The sequence below is a fragment of the Streptomyces sp. NPDC005794 genome, from assembly GCF_042871445.1.
In the GTDB taxonomy this organism is placed as follows: domain Bacteria; phylum Actinomycetota; class Actinomycetes; order Streptomycetales; family Streptomycetaceae; genus Streptomyces.
Genome location: NZ_JBIAIN010000007.1, coordinates 188,089 through 203,848, shown reverse-complemented (window position 1 = coordinate 203,848; position 15,760 = coordinate 188,089). Strand labels below are relative to the sequence as shown.

The 15,760-nt window shown below is 72.3% G+C and carries 13 protein-coding genes; 6 read left to right on the top strand and 7 right to left on the bottom strand.

All coding sequences use genetic code 11. The features are described 5' to 3' along the window. Nucleotides 1-9 precede the first annotated feature (9 nt). The gene (locus ACFYQ5_RS13830) at nucleotides 10-888 is read left to right on the top strand and encodes an alpha/beta fold hydrolase (RefSeq protein ID WP_389197231.1); all 879 of its coding nucleotides are present in this window, start codon (nucleotides 10-12) and stop codon (nucleotides 886-888) included. Nucleotides 889-960: 72 nt separating this feature from the next. Here the strand turns inward: ACFYQ5_RS13830 and greA are convergent, their stop codons facing one another. Both greA and ACFYQ5_RS13820 read right to left on the bottom strand, forming a co-directional pair. Next, nucleotides 961-1,458: a transcription elongation factor GreA gene (gene greA, locus ACFYQ5_RS13825; protein WP_205018541.1), complete on the bottom strand. Its 498-nt coding sequence runs from the start codon at nucleotides 1,456-1,458 to the stop codon at nucleotides 961-963. A gap of 190 nt (nucleotides 1,459-1,648) precedes the next feature. After that, nucleotides 1,649-2,053 carry a DUF4307 domain-containing protein gene (locus ACFYQ5_RS13820; protein WP_389197229.1) on the bottom strand — a complete coding sequence of 135 codons (405 nt, stop codon included), beginning with the start codon at nucleotides 2,051-2,053 and terminating at the stop codon, nucleotides 1,649-1,651. Nucleotides 2,054-2,150: 97 nt separating this feature from the next. Here ACFYQ5_RS13820 and mca point away from each other — a divergent pair, with 97 nt between their 5' ends. Continuing rightward, entirely contained in the window at nucleotides 2,151-3,032 is an 882-nt protein-coding gene (gene mca / locus ACFYQ5_RS13815; RefSeq protein ID WP_389197228.1) for a mycothiol conjugate amidase Mca, read from the top strand. Nucleotide 3,033: 1 nt separating this feature from the next. Continuing rightward, nucleotides 3,034-3,306 carry a hypothetical protein gene (locus ACFYQ5_RS13810; RefSeq protein WP_389197226.1) on the top strand — a complete coding sequence of 91 codons (273 nt, stop codon included), beginning with the start codon at nucleotides 3,034-3,036 and terminating at the stop codon, nucleotides 3,304-3,306. A gap of 44 nt (nucleotides 3,307-3,350) precedes the next feature. On the opposite strand, the gene ACFYQ5_RS13805 is transcribed toward ACFYQ5_RS13810, so the two are convergent. Then, nucleotides 3,351-6,608 (bottom strand): tetratricopeptide repeat protein, encoded by a 3,258-nt coding sequence (locus tag ACFYQ5_RS13805; RefSeq protein WP_389197224.1) that lies wholly within the window; start codon nucleotides 6,606-6,608, stop codon nucleotides 3,351-3,353. A 148-nt stretch (nucleotides 6,609-6,756) separates the two neighbouring features. Here ACFYQ5_RS13805 and ACFYQ5_RS13800 point away from each other — a divergent pair, with 148 nt between their 5' ends. Further along, entirely contained in the window at nucleotides 6,757-7,710 is a 954-nt protein-coding gene (locus ACFYQ5_RS13800) for an RNA polymerase sigma factor (protein ID WP_389197222.1), read from the top strand. Nucleotides 7,711-7,818: 108 nt separating this feature from the next. Further along, the gene (locus tag ACFYQ5_RS13795) at nucleotides 7,819-9,846 is read left to right on the top strand and encodes a thioredoxin domain-containing protein (protein WP_389197220.1); all 2,028 of its coding nucleotides are present in this window, start codon (nucleotides 7,819-7,821) and stop codon (nucleotides 9,844-9,846) included. 61 nt (nucleotides 9,847-9,907) lie between these two features. Here the strand turns inward: ACFYQ5_RS13795 and ACFYQ5_RS13790 are convergent, their stop codons facing one another. After that, nucleotides 9,908-10,591, bottom strand: a complete 684-nt coding sequence (locus ACFYQ5_RS13790; protein WP_389197218.1) for a hemolysin III family protein — start codon at nucleotides 10,589-10,591, stop codon at nucleotides 9,908-9,910. 207 nt (nucleotides 10,592-10,798) lie between these two features. On the opposite strand from ACFYQ5_RS13790, the gene ACFYQ5_RS13785 reads away from it, so the two are divergent. Further along, nucleotides 10,799-12,634 (top strand): phosphoenolpyruvate carboxykinase (GTP), encoded by a 1,836-nt coding sequence (locus ACFYQ5_RS13785; protein WP_389197216.1) that lies wholly within the window; start codon nucleotides 10,799-10,801, stop codon nucleotides 12,632-12,634. 280 nt (nucleotides 12,635-12,914) lie between these two features. Here ACFYQ5_RS13785 and ACFYQ5_RS13780 read toward each other — a convergent pair whose 3' ends face one another. The 3 genes from ACFYQ5_RS13780 to ACFYQ5_RS13770 form a co-directional block, all read right to left on the bottom strand. After that, on the bottom strand, nucleotides 12,915-13,313 hold the full coding sequence (locus ACFYQ5_RS13780) for a hypothetical protein (RefSeq protein ID WP_389197214.1): 399 nt from the start codon (nucleotides 13,311-13,313) through the stop codon (nucleotides 12,915-12,917). A 103-nt stretch (nucleotides 13,314-13,416) separates the two neighbouring features. Beyond that, the gene (locus ACFYQ5_RS13775; protein WP_389197212.1) at nucleotides 13,417-14,628 is read right to left on the bottom strand and encodes a pyridoxal phosphate-dependent aminotransferase; all 1,212 of its coding nucleotides are present in this window, start codon (nucleotides 14,626-14,628) and stop codon (nucleotides 13,417-13,419) included. Between the two features lie 241 nt (nucleotides 14,629-14,869). Continuing rightward, nucleotides 14,870-15,712: an arylamine N-acetyltransferase gene (locus ACFYQ5_RS13770; RefSeq protein ID WP_389197211.1), complete on the bottom strand. Its 843-nt coding sequence runs from the start codon at nucleotides 15,710-15,712 to the stop codon at nucleotides 14,870-14,872. Between the last annotated feature and the right edge of the window lie 48 nt (nucleotides 15,713-15,760).

Sequence of the window (15,760 nt, the reverse complement as noted above, 5' to 3'; positions counted from 1 at the left end):
CGGCCCCTCATGACGCTCACCCTCCCCGGTTTCGATCACCTCCGGCTGCCCGGTGCGGACGGTGTGGAGCTGGCTGCCGCCGTCGGCGGCAGCGGCAGCCCGGTGGTGCTGCTGCACGGCTTCCCCCAGACCCACCTGATGTGGCGGCACGTCGCCGAGCGGCTCGCCGGCGCGCACACGGTGATCTGCCCCGACCTGCGGGGCTACGGCGCCAGCGACAGGCCGGCCGCCACCGGGCCCGAGGTCTACGCCAAGCGCACCATGGCCGCCGACGTCGTCGCCCTGGCGGCGGCGCTCGGCCACGAGCGTTTCGCCCTCGTCGGCCACGACCGGGGCGCCCTGGTCGCCTTCCGCGCCGGGCTTGACCACCCCGAGACCCTCACGCACCTGGGCATCCTCGACGTCGTGCCGACGCTCGACATGTGGAACGTCCTGCACGGCGTCCCGGCGGCGGTCGGCTACCACCTGTTCCTCATGGCGCAGCCGCCGGGTCTGCCGGAGGAGATGATCGCCCACAGCGCGGACGCGTTCTTCGGCTCGTTCCTCGACGCCTGGGCCGCCGACCCGGCCGCCATGCCGCAGGAGGTGCGTGCCGAGTACCTGCGGGCGAGCGCCGCGGCGGTGACGTCGATCGTCGCGGACTACCGGGCCTCGGCGGGCATCGACGTCACGCACGACCAGGCGGATCTGGACGCCGGTTCGCAGCTTGCCATGCCCGTGACGGTCGTCCAGCAGGACTGGGGCGCGCGACTGGGCTACGACGCCGCCGGGGTGTGGAAGGCGTGGGCGCCGGACCTGGACCACCGGCTGACCCGGGCGGGGCACTTCATGGCCGAGGAGGCTCCCGACGAGATCACGTCGGCGATCCAGGACCTGCTGGCCCGCTGAGCCGTCCACCGCCGGGCACGACGGAGCCCCGGCCGCGCGGGCGGCCGGGGCTCCGTGAGGTGTGGGGGAGGGTCAGCCCTGGTAGGGCTTCGCCGAGACGATCTTCACCGTGGCCTTCTTGCCGTTCGGCAGCTCGTACTCCGCGTCCTCGCCCATCCGCTTGCCGTTCACGCCCGTGCCGAGCGGGGACTGCGGGGAGTAGGTCTCGATGTCGGTGCTCGCGTACTCGCGGGAGGCGAGCAGGAAGGTGACCGTGTCGTCCGGGTCGCCGTCGAAGGCGATCGTCACGACCATGCCGGGCTCGACCACGCCGTCGTCGGCGGGGGCTTCGCCGACCTTCGCGTGCTCCAGGAGCTGGGTCAGCTGACGGACCCGGAGCTCCATCTTGCCCTGCTCCTCCTTGGCCGCGTGGTACCCGCCGTTCTCGCGGAGGTCACCCTCCTCGCGGGCCGCCGCGATCTTGACGGAGATCTCCGTGCGCGCGGGACCAGACAGGTACTCCAGCTCTGCCTTCAGCTGGTTGTACGCCTCCGGCGTGAGCCAGGTGACGTTATCGCTGGTCTGGGTCACAGGGTGCTCCTCGTCGGTGCTGGGAATACAAAGCAACGCCCTACCCCAAGCATGCGCTGCCACGGGTGGGCGAAACAACGAGCCTAACAATTTCACGCGAAAAGGGGGAGAAGGTAAAAGAACACATGCGTATCCGCGCAGGTCAGCCCGGGAACGTGGGCATCAGGGGGGCGCGCGCCCTCCGGAGCGGTCAGCTTCCCGCGGTGCACCCCTTGAGCTCCACCGCCGTCGCCCTGGCGGTGGTGCGCAGGGAGACGACCTCGTCGATCCGGTCGGAGCGCTCGTCGAAGCGGAAGTCCGCCCGCCCGACCTCTCCGCCGTCCTCGCTCAGGGCGCGGAGCGTGCAGTGCCCGGCGACGTCCCGGTCCTTGCGGACCTCGAGGTGGGCCTCGGCGCGGCTGTCCGACACGATCTTGGACTTGATGAGCTCGGCGCTGACGTCCTGGCCGGCCACGTAGTCGTAACCGAACCAGCCGATCATGGCGAGGAAGGCCACGCCCAGCACGGAGCCGGTGATCTTCAGCTTGCGGTCCGCACGCTGATCCTGCGACCGGCCGTAGCGCCCTTCGGGCAAGGCCTCGCGAACCGCTGCCATGATCGTTCCTCCCGTACCGGGGATCGCGGAATTTTCCACCCCCCGGTTCAGTCACTATAGAAGCCGACCACTGCGACGAATCACTGAGGACCGAGTCTTGACCGAGCAGCTGCGACTGATGGCCGTTCACGCCCACCCCGACGACGAGTCGAGCAAGGGCGCGGCCACCATGGCCAAGTACGTGTCCGAGGGGGTGGACGTCCTGGTCGTCACCTGCACGGGGGGCGAGCGGGGATCCATCCTCAATCCGAAGCTCCAGGGGGACGCGTACATCGAGGCGAACATCCACGAGGTGCGCAAGAAGGAGATGGACGAGGCCCGGGAGATCCTGGGCGTCAAGCAGGAGTGGCTCGGCTTCGTCGACTCGGGTCTGCCCGAGGGTGACCCGCTGCCTCCGCTGCCCGAGGGCTGCTTCGCGCTGGAGGACGACGGGACGGCGGCGGGGCGCCTCGTCGCGAAGATCCGCGCGTTCCGGCCGCAGGTGATCACCACGTACGACGAGAACGGCGGATACCCGCACCCCGACCACATCAAGACCCACACGATCTCGATGATCGCGTTCGAGGGCGCGGCGGACACCGAGAGGTTCCCCGAGGCGGAGTTCGGCCCGGCCTGGCAGCCGCAGAAGCTCTACTACAACCAGGGCTTCAACAAGCCGCGCACGGTCGCCCTGCACGAGGCGCTCCTCGCCCGTGGGCTGGAGTCCCCGTACGGCGACTGGCTGGAGCGCTGGAAGGAGTTCGAGCGCGCCGAGCGCACGCTGACCACGCACATCCCGTGCGACGACTTCTTCGAGATCCGTGACAAGGCGCTGATCGCGCACGCCACGCAGATCGATCCGGACGGCGGCTGGTTCCGCGTGCCGATGGACGTCCAGCGGGAGGTCTGGCCGACCGAGGAGTACGAGCTCGCCAAGTCGCTGGTCGCCACATCCCTCCCCGAGAGCGACCTCTTCGCGGGCATCCGCGACAATGCCTGATATGTACGCGACCCAGGCACTGACGCAGCTCGTTCCGCTCGCCGCCGACGAGCTCGACAAGAACAAGGTGACCCCCGGCGTTCTCGGCTTCCTCGTCTTCGCGGCGCTCGCCGTCGGGGTGTGGTTCCTGATGAAGTCGATGAACCGCCACATGGGCAAGGTCGACTTCGAGGAGGCCCCCGATCCGGCCGCGGAGCCCGCGGGCACCGACGGGAAGGCGGCGGCGGCCACCTCCGGTACGGGGACGAAGGCGACCGCCTCGGGCAAGGGCTGACGACGGCGGGGCAGGGCAGCCGGCCCGCCCCGCCACGGCCCCGCTCAGGGCCGTACGCCCACCGGCACCCCCATCACCTCGCGGGCGTGCCGGGACGGCGTCAGGCCGAGGCGCCAGGCCTGCCAGCCGTCGTCCAGGTCCACGCCACGGTTCAGGGCGACCCGGAACGCCTCCGCGCAGTCCTCCAGCTTGGCGTCCCGCAGCGGGTGCGCGGCCTCCAGCAGGTCCGCGATCTCCTGCTGGGCCACCGCCGTGCCCACCTCGCTGCCGCCCGGTGAGGCGTACGGCAGCAGCGTGCACCGCAGGAACGCCGCCCAGTCGCCGCCCCGGACGTCGCCGTACGAGGCGAACAGGGTGACGGCCTCGCCGCAGAGCTCCAGCGCCTGCGCCGCGCGGTTGTTCCCGCCGTCGATCAGGGCCAGCTCCAGGCAGGTCCATGCCTCGCCGTGGGCCACCCCGATCCGCCGGAAGTCGGCCCGGGCGTCCACCAGGAGCTGCCGGGCGAAACCGGAGTTGCGCAGGTTGCCCGTCTGCGCGGCCCGCTGGTCGCGGGTGACGCGCCCCGAGTGGTGGCGGGCGCAGGCCAGGCCGTACACGTCCCGCATCCGGGAGAACATCGTGCGGGACCGCTCCAGTTCCCGTACGGCCTGGTCGGTGTCGCCGTCCTCCTCCAGCGCCTGCCCCAGGTAGTACCGGGTCCAGGCCTCGCCCCGGGCGTCCTCGTTGGCCCGGTGCCGGGCGAGGGCGCCGCGCAGGTCCTCCACCGCAGGAGAGGGATCCCCGTCCATCAGCCGGGCGCGGGCCAGCTGGGTCAGGGCCCAGGCTTCCCCGCGCTCGTCCCGGGTGCGGCCGTACAGCTCCAGTGCGGTGGACAGCTCCTCCTCGGCCCGGGCGACCTCGCCGAGGCGCAGGCAGACCTGGCCGAGCTGGAAGTGGGACCAGGCCTCGCCGTGCAGGGACTCGCCCTCGCGGTGCAGGGCCAGCGCGGTGTCCAGCAGGGTCAGGGCCTCGGACAGATTGGCCCGGTCGCGTTCGACGGCGGCCAGGGCGTGCAGGGACCAGGCCCGGTCCTCGGCCTGCTCCGGCGAGGCCTGCAGGGCGATCGCCTCCCGCAGACGGGCCGAGGCCTCGGTCAGGTTGCCCTGGTGGTGCAGGGTGATGCCGAGTGAGCAGAGCGCGAGGGCGGCGCCCGCGTCGTTCTGCGCCTCGCGGTAGAGGCCGACGACCGAGGACAGCGTGGTGCGGGCCTTGTCGAGCTCGCCGAGCTGCCGGGCCGCGATGCCCGTGCGCCACTGGACCGACCGCTCCAGGAGCCCCTGGTCGACGGCCTGGGTCAGCTCGCTGATCTCACCGAGCCGGTAGAGGTCGCCGCGCAGCAGGCAGTAGTCGCACAGGGCGCCCAGCAGATGGAGCACCGCCCCCTGGTCGACGCCCTCCGCGTGCCGCAGCGCCGAGGTGATGAAGCTCGACTCGTCGTCCAGCCAGCGCAGGGCGGCGTCCAGCGAGCTGAAGCCGTGCGAGCCGAACTGCCCGGCGCGGGTGGACATCTTGCCGTCCACCATGCGGATCACCGCGTCGGCGAGCTCCGCGTAGTTCTGGATGAGGCGTTCCTGCGCGGCCGTACGGTCCGCCGCCGGTTCCTCGTCGAGCAGCCGGGCCAGCGCGAAGTCCCGTACGAGGTCGTGCAGCCGGTAGCGCGCGCCCCGCACGTGCACGAGGAGCCCGGCCCGGGCCAGGGACTCCAGCAGGCGGTCGGCCTCCTGCTCGTCGGAGGACAGCAGCGACGCCGCCGCGGCCGCCCCGAGGCTGGCGCGGCCGGCCAGGGCGAGCCGCCGCAGCAGCCGCCTGGCCGGTTCGGACTGGTCGGTGTAGCGCAGCCACAGGGCCCGCTCGACGGGTGCGACCGGACCGTACGCCCCGAGGGCCTCCGCGAGTTCCGCCCGGGTGCGGGCACCGAGGGCGGAGCCGACGACGCGCAGGGCGAGCGGCAGTCCGCCGCACAGCTCGATGACGGAGTCGGTCGACGGGTAGTCGTACGGGCCGGCCTCCAGGGGGGCCTCTCCCGCTCGCGCGGAGTCGAGAGCGTGCGGCACCTGCGCCGCCTCGCGCAGCAGCTCCTCGGCGCCCGCCGCGTCCAGGCCGCCGACGGGCAGGTGGTGCACCCGCGCGGGGAGGTCGGCGGGCAGTTCGAGGGGCTCGCGGGAGGTGACGAGGACCAGGCTGTCGGAGCGCTCGGGCAGGAGGGTGCGGATCTGGGCGGCGTCGGTGGCGTCGTCCAGGACGATCGTGACGGGGGTGCCCGTGAGGTGCTGGTGGTAGACCTCGCTCAGGCGCCGTACATGCTGCTCGGCGGAGGACCTCTCGCGGAAGAGCAGCTGGTCGCGCGGTGCGCCCAGCCGGTTGAGGAGGTGCAGCAGGGCGTCCCGGGTCGGCAGCGGGGTCTCGCCGGAGACATCGCCCCGCAGATCGACCACGCATGCCCCGCGGAACTGGTCCTTGAGCGCGTGCGCGGCCCGGACGGCGAGTGTGGTGCGCCCGGAGCCCGGGGCGCCGTGCAGGACGACGACGGTCGGCCTGGTCTCGGTCGCGGCGCGGGCGGCGTGCACCCACTGGGCGATCTGCGCCAGTTCGGCGCGACGGCCCGCGAACGGGCCCTCCACGGCGGGCAGATGGCCGAAGGACTGATCGAGGACCGATCGGGTGCGGGCGGCCGCGCTGCGGTCACCGCCGCGCAGCTGCGCCACCACGGACGTGCTCGCCTTCTTCGGCGGCCGGGCGGATGCCGTCAGCATCCGCTGCTGGTCGAGGAACGGGCGGATGCCCCGTACCTCCAGCGCCGTCAGCCACTCCAGCCGCAGTTGTTCGGGGCCGCCGGGCTGGTTCCGTTCGCCCGCCCTGCGATGCGCGGCGGGCCAGTGCGAAGCGGTCACCCTGGCCACCGTCGCGGTCGTCCCCGCGACGGCGACGACCGCGCCCGCCCCCAGGGCGAGACCGGTCGCGGTGCCGAGGGCCAGATCCGCGCCGAAGGCCGCGGCGGCGGCAACTCCCGTCACCAGCAGAGGTGTTCCGAGTGTCGCTCTGCTGAACCGCGCCGACAGCGGCTGCTGACCGGCCCCGGCGGCGTCCAACGCCTGCGTGTAGGCGGCGTATTCGTCGGCCGCGCCGGCCGCCATGGAGTCGAGGGCGCCCCGCGCACGCGCCAGCAGTGTGCCGGAGTCCGTCCGGCCTCCCGTTCGCCGTGCCTCTTCCTCCACGGCACGTACCAACAGCCGTTCGGCTTCCGTCCGATGGCTGTCCCGCATCCCCATGCGTCCCCCTCGTTCCCGGCCCGGACCGGGTGGTGCCCGGATCCGCGGTGTGGACCGTCCAGTGTCCTTGGTCCGGCGTCCCGGCGACAGGGAGTCTGCGAGACTGCCCGCCGACAGGACGCACGGATGCGGAGCACTGACCATGACCGATCGCGGTAACGAGGGCTGGACGCGCGGGGACGGAGCTCCGGGCCGGCACCGGTCGACCGGTGCCGGGGACGAGCGGACCGACGCGCTGCTGACGGCCGCGATACGCGACTACGGCGACGGCGGGGCGATCGCCGAGCTCCACCGCCGTCACGCGCCCGCGGCGCTGTTGTACGCCCGGACCTGCTGCCGCGACCCGCACACCGCCGAGGACCTCGCCTCGGAGGCGTTCGCCCGCACGGTGCGGGCGGTGCGTGACGGCAAGGGGCCGGTCGACGGATGGCGGCCCCATCTGCTGGCCGTCGTGCGCCACACCGCCGCGGACTGGGCCGACCGCTCCCGCCGGGTCGATCTCGCTCCCGGGTTCGGTGCCTGGCTGGACGCCGCCGCGCGGCGCGAGCAGGCCGGTCCGACGAGCGGCGAGCAGCAGGTGCTCCGCGAGGAGGAGGGCGGCACCGTGGCGGAGGCCTTCCGGTCGCTGCCCGAGCGGTGGCGTGCCGTCCTGTGGCACGCGGTGGTCGAGGAGGAACCCGAGGCGGAGGTGGGGGTCCTGCTGGGCCTCACGGCCGGCGGAGTGGCCTCGCTGACCGCCCGCGCCCGGGAAGGGCTCAAGGAGGCCTATCTCGCCGCCCACGCGGGCCAGGGCACCGCCGACGAGGAGTGCCGTCGGTGCAGCGGCCGGCTCGCGGCAGCGGTACGGCGGTCCCGTCCGCGCCCGGACGCCGGTCTGCACCGGCATCTGGAGCGGTGCGGCCGGTGCCGCAGGGCGGTCCGGGAGCTGACCGATCTCAACCAGCGACCGCGTACGGTGCTCCCCGTGCCGGTGCTGTTGTTCGGGGGCCCGGCCTATCTGGAGGCCCGCGCGGCGGCGGCCGGCGTGACGGCGGCGAACCGACGTCCGGGGAGGCCGTGGGCGGCGTGGGTGGGGTGGCGGGCACGGTCGAGGTGAAGGACGGTGCGCCGGACACCGGCGCGGGCTGCGGCGCCGTCCCGTCCGTCCGCCCGTTCTCCTCGTGGCAGACGGACGGGACTTGATGGGATGCGCAAGGATTGGGTCATGGCCAACCGACTTGCGCAGACCACCTCCCCGTACCTTCTCCAGCACGCCGACAATCCCGTCGACTGGTGGCCGTGGTCGCCCGAGGCGTTCGAGGAGGCCCGCTGGCGCGGCGTTCCGGTGCTGCTCAGCGTCGGGTACGCCAGCTGCCACTGGTGCCATGTGATGGCCCACGAATCCTTCGAGGACGCGACCGTCGCCGGCTACCTCAACGCGCACTTCGTGCCCGTGAAGGTCGACCGCGAGGAGCGCCCCGACGTCGACGCCGTGTACATGGAGGCCGTCCAGGCCGCGACCGGCCAGGGCGGCTGGCCGATGACCGTCTTCCTCACCGCCGACGCCGAGCCGTTCTACTTCGGCACCTACTTCCCGCCCGAGGCCCGCCACGGCATGCCCTCCTTCCAGCAGGTCCTCGAAGGGGTCGTCGCCGCCTGGAACGACCGGCGCGAGGAGGTCGCCGAGGTGGCCGAACGCATCGTCCGTGACCTCGCGAGCCGCTCCCTGGCCACCGGGGAGGGGGGCCTGCCGGGCGAGCCGGAGCTGGCGCAGGCCCTGCTGCGGCTGACCCGCGACTACGACGAGAAGCACGGCGGTTTCGGCGGCGCGCCCAAGTTCCCGCCGTCCATGGTCGTCGAGTTCCTGCTGCGCCACCACGCCCGTACGGGTGCCGAGGGCGCCCTGCAGATGGCCGCCGACAGCTGCGCCGCCATGGCGCGCGGCGGGATCTACGACCAGCTCGGCGGTGGCTTCGCCCGCTACTCGGTCGACCGCGAGTGGGTCGTCCCGCACTTCGAGAAGATGCTCTACGACAACGCGCTGCTGTGCCGCGTGTACGCCCACCTGTGGCGGGCCACCGGCTCGGACCTGGCCCGCCGGGTGGCCCTGGAGACGGCCGACTTCATGGTGCGCGAGCTGCGGACCGCCGAGGGCGGTTTCGCCTCCGCCCTGGACGCCGACAGCGAGGACGCGGAGGGGCGCCACGTCGAGGGCGCGTTCTACGTGTGGACGCCCGCGCAGCTGCGCGAGGTGCTGGGCGAGGAGGACGCCGCCTTCGCCGCCGGGTACTTCGGGGTGACCGAGGAGGGCACCTTCGAGGAGGGCTCCTCCGTGCTGCGGCTCGTACGGACCGGGGAGACGGACGACGCCGACGCGGCGCGGGTCGCGGATGTACGCGCCCGGCTGCTCGCGGCCCGCGAGCTGCGGGCGCGCCCCGAGCGCGACGACAAGATCGTGGCCGCCTGGAACGGCCTGGCGATCGCCGCGCTCGCCGAGACCGGGGCGTACTTCGGCCGCCCGGACCTCGTCGAGCGGGCGACCGAGGCCGCCGACCTGCTGGTACGGGTGCACATGGGCGACGTCGCCAGGCTGTGCCGCACGTCGAAGGACGGCCGCGCCGGGGACAACGCCGGGGTCCTGGAGGACTACGGCGATGTCGCCGAGGGCTTCCTCGCGCTCGCCTCGGTCACCGGCGAGGGCACCTGGCTGGAATTCGCGGGCTTCCTGTTGGACATCGTGCTGGAGCACTTCACCGGCGAGGGCGGGCAGCTGTACGACACGGCCGACGACGCGGAGCAGCTGATCCGCCGCCCCCAGGACCCCACCGACAGCGCCACCCCGGCGGGCTGGACGGCAGCCGCGGGCGCGCTGCTCTCCTACGCCGCGCACACCGGCTCCGAGGCGCACCGTACGGCGGCCGAGGGCGCCCTGGGGATCGTCGGGGCGCTCGGCCCGAAGGCGCCCCGGTTCATCGGCTGGGGGCTGGCGGTCGCCGAGGCGCTGCTGGACGGCCCGCGCGAGGTCGCGGTGGCCGGGCCGGTCGGCGGGGAGCTGCACCGGACGGCGCTGCTGGGGCGGGCGCCCGGCGCGGTCGTCGCGGCGGGCGAGGGGCCGGACGCGGGCACCGAGTTCCCGCTGCTGGTGGACCGGCCGCCGGTGGGCGGCGAGCCGGCCGCGTACGTCTGCCGGCACTTCGTGTGCGACGCGCCGACGACGGACACGGGGGAGCTGGCGGCGAAGCTGGGCGGCTGACCCGGGGAAACGGGCCCGGTCGTGGTGGCCGGGCCCGTTCACTCACCACCTGTCGGTGTGCTCACTGCTGGTAGGCCACCAGGGAGATGCCGATGTAGTGCGCGATGAACGCCGCCAGGGTCAGTGAGTGGAAGACCTCGTGGAAGCCGAACCAGCGCGGCGACGGGTCGGGACGCTTGAGGCCGTAGATGACGCCTCCCGCGCTGTAGAGCAGCCCGCCGACGACGACGAGGACCAGCACCGCGATGCCGCCGGTGCGCATGAAGTCCGGCAGGAAGAACACCGCCGCCCAGCCCATGGCGATGTAGCACGGGGTGTAGAGCCAGCGCGGGGCGCCGACCCAGAAGACGCGGAAGGCGATACCGGCCGCCGCGGCACCCCAGATCGCCCACAGGAGTGGACGGCTCGTGGACTCGGGCAGCAGCAGAAGGGCCAGCGGCGTGTAGGTGCCCGCGATGATCAGGAAGATGTTCGCGTGGTCCAGCCTGCGCAGCACCGCCTCGCCGCGCGGGCCCCACGTACCGCGGTGGTACACCGCGCTCACACCGAACAGCAGACAGGCGCTGAGGATGTAGACGGCGCAGGCGACCCGGGCGCGCGTGCTGTCGGCCAGGGCTATCAGGGTGATGCCGGCGATGACCACCGCGGGGAACATTCCGGCGTGCAGCCAGCCACGCATCCGTGGTTTGACCGGGACGGGGTCGGTGAGTTCGACGGGTCCGGACGCGGCGGCGGCAGAAGTCATGTCCGCATGCTACCTACGCTTCCGTAGGTAACCGATCCGAGTGGCGATGCTCACGTGTGCGGTCCTCTGGACATATGGGCGCGATGGTCGGATGATCAAATGAGTGCGGTCGGCACCGGATGAGCGCCAGGGGATTTCGAAGGGGTCAGCATCCGGGTCGCAGCCCCCACGGGGCCTGACAACACACCCTCTCTCCAAGGAGCGATCGTGGCGCGAGACATCGCGGCTCCCCTCACTGTTCCCACTCGGCACCAGGAGCTCGTCTCCTGGGTGGACGAGATCGCCGCCCTCACCCAGCCGGACCGGGTGGTCTGGTGCGACGGCTCCGAGGCCGAGTACGAGCGCCTGTGCGAGGAGCTCGTCGCCAAGGGCACCTTCACGAAACTCGACCCGGTCAAGCGCCCGAACTCGTACTACGCCGCGTCCGACCCGAGCGATGTCGCGCGCGTCGAGACCCGGACGTTCATCTGCTCCGGGAAGGAGGAGGACGCCGGTCCGACGAACCACTGGAAGGACCCCGCCGAGATGCGGGAGGTCTTCGTGGGGGAGCGGGGTGTCTTCCGCGGCTCCATGCGCGGCCGCACGATGTACGTCGTCCCCTTCTGCATGGGCCCCGTCGGCTCACCGCTCTCCGCGATCGGCGTCGAGATCACCGACTCCGCGTACGTCGCCGTCTCGATGCGCACGATGACGCGCATGGGCAAGGAGGTCCTGGACGAGCTCGGCACCGACGGCTTCTTCGTCAAGGCCGTCCACACCCTCGGCGCGCCCCTGGCCGAAGGTGAGCAGGACGTCCCCTGGCCGTGCAACTCCACCAAGTACATCTCGCACTTCCCCGAGGACCGCGAGATCTGGTCCTACGGCTCCGGATACGGCGGCAACGCCCTGCTCGGCAAGAAGTGCTACGCGCTGCGCATCGCCTCCGTCATGGCCCGCGACGAGGGCTGGCTCGCCGAGCACATGCTGATCCTGAAGCTCACGCCGCCGCGCGGGGAGGCGGAGGCCCCCACCTACATCGCCGCCGCGTTCCCCAGCGCCTGCGGCAAGACCAACCTCGCCATGCTGGAGCCCACGATCCCCGGCTGGACCGTCGAGACCATCGGTGACGACATCGCCTGGATGCGGTTCGGCGAGGACGGCCGGCTGTACGCGATCAACCCCGAGGCCGGCTTCTTCGGCGTCGCGCCCGGCACCGGCGAGCACACCAACGCCAACGCCATGAAGACCATGTGGGGCAACTCCGTCTTCACCAACGTCGCGCTCACCGACGACGGCGACGTGTGGTGGGAGGGCATGACCGAGGAGCCCCCCGCGCACCTCACGGACTGGAAGGGCAACGACTGGACCCCCGAGTCCGGCACGCCCGCCGCCCACCCCAACGCCCGCTTCACCGTCCCGGCCGGCCAGTGCCCGATCATCGCGCCCGAGTGGGAGGACCCGAAGGGCGTGCCGATCTCGGCCATCCTCTTCGGCGGCCGCCGCGCCTCCGCGGTCCCGCTGGTCACCGAGTCGTTCACCTGGCAGCACGGCGTCTTCCTCGGGGCCAACGTGGCCTCCGAGAAGACCGCCGCCGCCGAGGGCAAGGTCGGCGAGCTGCGCCGCGACCCGTTCGCCATGCTGCCGTTCTGCGGCTACAACATGGGCGACTACATGAAGCACTGGGTCACGGTGGGCAACGACAAGCCCGACGCGTCCAAGCTGCCGAAGATCTACTACGTGAACTGGTTCCGCAAGAACGACGCGGGCAGGTTCGTGTGGCCCGGCTTCGGTGAGAACAGCCGCGTCCTCAAGTGGATCGTCGAGCGGCTGGAGGGCCGGGCCGAGGGTGTCGAGACCCCGATCGGCATCCTGCCGGCCAAGGGCTCCCTGGACACCGAGGGGCTGGATCTCTCCGAGTCCGACCTCGACTTCCTGCTCGACGTCGACAAGGAGATCTGGCGCGAGGAGGCCTCGCTGATCCCCGAGCACCTCAACACCTTCGGTGACCACACACCGAAGGAACTGTGGGACGAGTACCACGCGCTGGTCCGGCGTCTGGGCTGACCCGTTCTCGATCCCCGCGGCCGGGTCCCTCGGCATCTGTCCTGACCTGTGGAGTCGGCGGCCCGCCGCGGCACGGCACCCGGAGCCCCCTCACGGCTCCGGGTGCCGCCCCGTTCCGGGGGCGCGGGACTCCACGGCCATCGACGGGAACGCCGGGACGGGCAGCTCGGCCACGTCGTCCGCGTGGGCCGCCGGCGCCGCGAGCACGGTCGGGCGCGGGCGATCCGGCAGGTGTGTGGCACCCGGTCCACGCGTCTTCGCGACCCGTGGACCGGGGCCGTCAGGGGGCGCCGACCAGCGCGGTCCGCGCGGTGGCGTCCGACAGGGCCGCGGCGTGCGCGTCCATGGCCTCGGCCGCGAGGATCGCCACGGCGGTGTCGGCGCGGGACGCGGCCACCACGAGGGCCCGGCCCGCGAGGGCGTGGGCGCGGCGGCGCAGCGCGGCCGGGGACGCCTCGCTCCGTCCGGCGTGCCGGGCGGGCGGCGCGGTGCGGAGCCGGGCGATCTGCCCGGCGATGCGGTCACCGTCCGAGGCCAGCCCCAGCTCGTCGGTGACGGCGAGGAGGGCGGCGAGGTGCCCGGCGAGCTGGATGTCCAGCTCCTCCTCGCGGGTGCGGTGCGGGAAGTCGGCGTCGCCGGCCGGTGTGTGGACCGATTTCGTGCGGATCGGCTCGTACATGGGTGGCCTCCTGGTGTCGCAGTAAGACCATCTTATCTTGGATTCAGTCTAAAGTTGTGCGGGGTCCGGGAGCCCTTGGCGCGCCCGGGCCGGCTGCGCCCGCTCAGGGCTGGCTGTAGCCGTCCAGGAAGTTCCCGATGCGCGTCACCGCGTCGGTCAGATCCTTGGCGGGCGGCAGCGTGACCACCCGGAAGTGATCGGGCTCCGGCCAGTTGAAGCCCGTGCCGTGCACCACCATGATCTTCTCGGCCCGCAGCAGGTCGAGGACCATCTGCCGGTCGTCCTTGATCTTGAAGACCTTGGGGTCCAGCCGTGGGAAGAGATACAGCGCCCCCTTCGGCTTCACGCAGGTCACCCCGGGGATCTGCGTCAGCAGGTCGTACGCCACGTCCCGCTGCTCCAGGATCCGGCCGCCCGGCAGCACCAGATCGTTGATCGACTGCCGCCCGCCGAGCGCGGTGGCCACCGCGTGCTGCGCGGGCATGTTGGCGCACAGACGCATGTTGGCCAGGATCGTCAGGCCCTCGATGTACGAGGAGGCGTGCGCCTTCGGGCCGCAGACCGCCATCCAGCCGGAGCGGTATCCCGCGATCCGGTAGTTCTTGGAGAGCCCGTTGAAGGTGAGCACCATCAGATCCGGGGCGACGGCGGCGGTGGGCGTGTGCGTCGCGCCGTCGTAGAGGATCCGGTCGTAGATCTCGTCGGAGCAGACGACCAGGTTGTGGCGCCGGGCGATCTCCGTCAGCCCGCGCAGCATCTCGTCGTCGTAGACCGCGCCGGTCGGGTTGTTCGGGTTGATGATCACCATCGCCTTGGTGCGGTCGGTGATCTTCCGCTCGATGTCGGCGAGGTCGGGCATCCAGTCGGCCTGCTCGTCGCACCGGTAGTGCACGGCCGTACCGCCGGCCAGCGAGACCGAGGCCGTCCACAGCGGATAGTCAGGAGCCGGGACGAGCACCTCGTCACCGTCGTCGAGCAGCGCCTGCATCGACATCTGGATCAGCTCGGACACGCCGTTGCCCAGGTAGACGTCCTCGACGTCGAGGTCGACGCCCTTGGTCTGGTAGTGCTGCATCACCGCCCGGCGCGCGGACAGCAGGCCCTTCGCGTCGCCGTAGCCGTGCGCGCCCGAGAGGTTGCGCAGGATGTCCTCGAGGATCTCCGGCGGGCACTCGAACCCGAACGCCGCGGGGTTGCCCGTGTTGAGCTTGAGGATGCGGTGACCTGCGGCTTCGAGCCGCATCGCTTCCTCCAGCACGGGGCCGCGGATTTCGTAACAGACGCCGGAGAGCTTCGTGGACTGGATGACCTGCATGTCTGCGAGCTTACGACCGTGTTTCGAGCGGTGCTCCCGGATTCCGGCCCGGTTACTCCCTGTGGGGGTGTGCGCCGGGGCGCCGGGTCTTCCATCGGCATGCCGCCCCGGCCGCCGGACCGTGGGAACGGCCGGTCGGGGCCGCGTCACGGCTTGGAATGCGGGCGTGCGGCCCGGGGCCGGGTGAGATGCGCCACGCGGGGCCGGCGGCCCCCGGGCGCACCCCGTGCCCCCTCCGGCCTCAGCCGGGCAGAACGGTCCCCTCGGGCAGCCGTACGCCGAAGTCCTCGGCCAGCACCCGCAGCACCTCGGCGGGGCCGCTCAGCTCCCGCTCCTGGACCGTGCCGTCGTCGGCGGTCTCCACCAGCGTCCGCCCGGACAGGGCCCGGTGCAGGCCCGGCAGGGTGCGCTGGGCGTACAGCGCCTGCCGGAACGGCGAGCGGGGGTTCGTCGCGATGTGCCAGTTGATGACGTCGTAGTCCGGGGCCTCGAACGGCTCCAGGGTGAATTCGTACTGCGGCTCCCAGTAGCCGCCCTTGTCCGTCTGCAGCTCCCACATCTCCAGCGGCCCGTCGTGCGGGGCGTGCACCAGCCGGTGGCGGCGCGGGGTGTCGAGCAGTTCGGTGTCCACCACGAGCGGGATCGGCTCCAGCAGTGCCCCGTGCGCGCCGAAGCCGACGTCCGCCAGCCAGGAGACGGGCTCCCCCTCCCCGGCACCCGCTGCGGCACCCTCGACGTGTACCTGCATGAGCATGTGCGTACGGGGCCGGATGTCACCGGGGGCGGCTCCCAGGACCACCCGCGCGGTCAGCAGCGTCACCCGGAAGCCCAGCTGGGTCAGGGCGGCCGCGAGGAGGGTGTTGTGCTCGTAGCAGTACCCGCCGCGCTCACCACGGACGAGCTTTCTCTCCAGGTCCGGGAGCGCGAGGGACGGGGCGCTGCCGAGGAGGGGCTCCAGATTCTCGAACGGAATACCCAGCATGTGGGCGCGGTGCACGGACCGCAGCACCTCCACGGTGGGGCGGCGGTCCGTGCTCCCCGCCCATCCGATGCGGGCGAAGTAGGCGTCGAGATCGAGTGTCATACACCGACACTACGCAGACACCTCGGAGGTTTCTCAAGTCCGGTGACG